The following is a 3,205-nucleotide window of genomic DNA, read 5'->3' as shown; positions in this document are numbered from 1 at the left end:
TTTCATATAAGTAGAGAATTAATATATAGACTCCTATATTGTTATTCTTATACTTATTCAGGGAATTAGCTTTTTATGTTTAAAATCACAGGTATTCTATAAACTGGTTAAGGTCATGAAATTAGAGTATTTATTTACATTTTTGGCAGTTTTTTCTGTCATATTATCTGTCCAATCAATTGCTCAAGAAGAACAAGAGCTGAAGTTTCCTATTTCAGATGTTTCTGACATAATCACTCAAACAAATGTTGAAATTGATAGGTCTACGGAAGGTGAGACTATACTGCTAGTTAAAACTCAAGAACCTATTAGTGTTGAGCTCTTTGAATTAAAAGATGAGGATTTTAAGAATAAACGTCTTACTTATACAGCCCGGATGCGATCAGAGGATCTCACCGCTACTGAAGATTCAAGAGGTATTTCATTTCTGGAAATGATCGCTAAGTTCCCCGATGGTGAAGAGCTTATTGCTCGGGGCCCAAGAGTTCCTCTCACAGGTACTACAAATTGGAGAGGAGCGGATGCAGTTTTATATATAGACAAAGCTTCTTCTCCAGATCTGATAAAGTTAAACCTCATTGTCGAGGGAGAAGGTAAGGTCTGGTTAGAAAGTGTTAAGCTCGATTATATACCCCTTAGATTAAACTATCTTTTTTGGGGTCATGTAGTTGTTTGGTTAGTTCTAATCCTTTATATTTATAATCTGTTTAGAAAAAATAGGGAGTTAAAGAAACAGTTGGAAACAGTTTAATAATACTGAGATAAATTATGCTAAAAGGCAAAATGAAATTTATTATAGCAATTGCGATTATAGCTCTAACTGTCAGTTATCTGGTTTACGGCGGTGTGAAAGACACTATGGTCTACTATCTCACGGTTGAGGAGCTTAGAGCCCAAGTACCGGATGTATATGACAGCAGAGTACGGGTGTCAGGAATCGTAGTACCGGGGACAATAGTTAAAGAAAATGACGGATCATTAGAGTTTCAAATAAGTGACGGCGCTCAAACTATAGATGTTCAATATGAAGGTATAATCCCCGATATTTTTGCGGATGATGTAGAAGCAGTAGTGGAAGGAGTTTATGCGAAAAATGATGTGTTTGAGGCGGATACTCTATTGGCGAAATGTCCTACAAAGTACGAAGATGCTGAATCCCTCTATGAAAACAAGGAAGCTTCTTACTAAATGGTAGAAACCGGCAGTATTTCAATCCTATTATCATTTGTAATATCTATATATATTCTTTTTGCATCAATATACGGCGTTAAATCCCGCAAGTGGGATTTTGTACGAAGCGCTGAAAATGCAGCAATAGCAGTTTTCGTGTTGTTATTGATAGCTACTATAGCACTTGTTCATTCGCTGATAAATCTTGATTTCAATCTTAAGTATGTTGCATTAAATACAAGTACCGATCTTGCTACTATTTATCGTTTCACATCTCTTTGGGCAGGACAGGCAGGCTCACTCTTGTTATGGTGTCTTGTCCTCTCTATTTATACTGCAATCGTAGTTCTACAGAGTAGAAATAAAGACAGGGACCTAATGCCCTACGTGCTTGCGACTCTATCTGTAGTCTCAATCTTTTTTATCGGAATCATTGCTTTTGTAGAAAACCCCTTTGAAACTCTTCCCTTTACTCCTAAAGAGGGAAGGGGATTAAACCCAATTCTCCAAAACGGATACATGGCTATACATCCGTTAACACTGTATTTCGGCTACGTTGGTGTTACTGTTCCTTTTGCTTTTGGAATGGGCGCACTTCTGTCTGGGAAACTGGGCGATGCCTGGATTAAATATTCAAGAAAATGGGCGCTCTTTGCATGGACATTTTTGAGCATCGGTCTTCTTCTGGGTGCCAGGTGGGCTTATCTTGAGCTAGGCTGGGGAGGCTATTGGGCCTGGGATCCTGTAGAGAACGCAGCCTTTATGCCATGGCTAGCGGCCACAGCTTTTATCCACTCCGTAATGATCCAGGAAAAAAAGGGAATGTTAAAAAAGTGGAATATGTCTTTAATTATAATCACGTTCTTTCTCTCGATTTTTGGCACATTTATAACTAGAAGCGGCATCATTTCATCTGTGCATTCATTTGCTCAATCTGATATAGGTCCTATGTTCCTAGGTTTTATAGCGTTTATTCTCCTTTTCTCATTTGCAATGTTTATATATAGATTAAAAGACCTTGAAACTGAGGATAGCTTTGACTCAATTTTGTCAAGAGAAAGCGCTTTTATTTTTAACAATCTATTATTTTTAGGAGCGGCATTCGCAGTATTCTTGGGAACTATTTTTCCAATCTTATCTGAAGCGGTGACAGGGGATAAAATCTTAGTAGGCCCTCCTTATTTCAATAGGGTCAACGTTCCAATAGCGCTTGTTCTAATCCTACTCATGGGAGTTGGACCAATCATTTCCTGGAGGAAAGCATCGTTTAAGAATCTGATAAGAAATTTTATTTACCCAACTATTTTAGGAGTGCTGACAATTATAGTTCTTTTGATATTAGGGATGAGAGATGTGGTTGCAATAATCTCTTTTGCACTTTGTGCATTTGTTACCGGGACTGTATTTACGGAATTTATTAGGGGTACTAGAGTGAGAATGAAGAGAGGCGAAAATCCTATAGCAGCTTTTATGAAACTGGTCTCTAGAAACAAACGGCGCTATGGTGGATATATAGTACATATGGGAGTTGTTCTTATTGTAATTGGAGTCACGGCTTCATCAGTATTTGTAACCGAAAAACAATCTACTCTAAACGCAGGGGAGTCTATGGAGCTTAGAGACTATAGTCTTAGATTTGATGGGATTGAGCAATATACGACTGATGCTAAAAACGCAACAATTGCTAATATTACGCTTTTCGCTTCCGGCAAGGAAATAGATCAGATCAGGCCTGAGAAGAATATATATAAATATGAAGGAAACCGCGAGATTAATCAGGAAACAGAAGTTGCCCTAAGGTCAACTTTTAAGGATGATCTCTACATTATTCTTAGTAGCTTTAATCCTGATGGTAGTGCTACTATAAGGGCTATGATTAATCCGCTTGTGAACTGGATTTGGGCAGGGGGCTTGCTACTTGTAATCGGTGCAATTGTTACGATGTGGCCAAGTGGTAAAAAGATTACAGAGACGGCATTTGTTAGATACAGCGTTGGTGAGAAAGACGCTGCAATAAGAGCTTAAAACTCTTCTT

At 38.1% G+C, this 3,205-nt stretch carries 3 protein-coding genes; all 3 read left to right on the top strand.

The window, feature by feature from the left end; translation table 11 throughout:
* The first annotated feature begins 115 nt into the window (after window positions 1-115).
* The 3 genes from AAF462_11195 to AAF462_11185 are packed head-to-tail and all read left to right on the top strand — an operon-like array spanning window position 116 to window position 3,195.
* Window positions 116-751, top strand: coding sequence for a hypothetical protein (locus AAF462_11195; GenBank protein ID MEM7009688.1), 636 nt, complete (start codon window positions 116-118; stop codon window positions 749-751).
* A gap of 17 nt (window positions 752-768) precedes the next feature.
* On the top strand, window positions 769-1,188 hold the full coding sequence (locus AAF462_11190; protein MEM7009687.1) for a cytochrome c maturation protein CcmE: 420 nt from the start codon (window positions 769-771) through the stop codon (window positions 1,186-1,188).
* Window positions 1,189-3,195: a heme lyase CcmF/NrfE family subunit gene (locus AAF462_11185; protein ID MEM7009686.1), complete on the top strand. Its 2,007-nt coding sequence runs from the start codon at window positions 1,189-1,191 to the stop codon at window positions 3,193-3,195.
* Window positions 3,196-3,205 lie beyond the last annotated feature (10 nt).

Source organism: Thermodesulfobacteriota bacterium, assembly GCA_039028315.1.
GTDB lineage: Bacteria > Desulfobacterota_D > UBA1144 > Nemesobacterales > UBA2774 > CR02bin9.
Note: the sequence above shows the minus strand (reverse complement) of the source record. Positions and strands in the feature narration are given on the sequence as shown.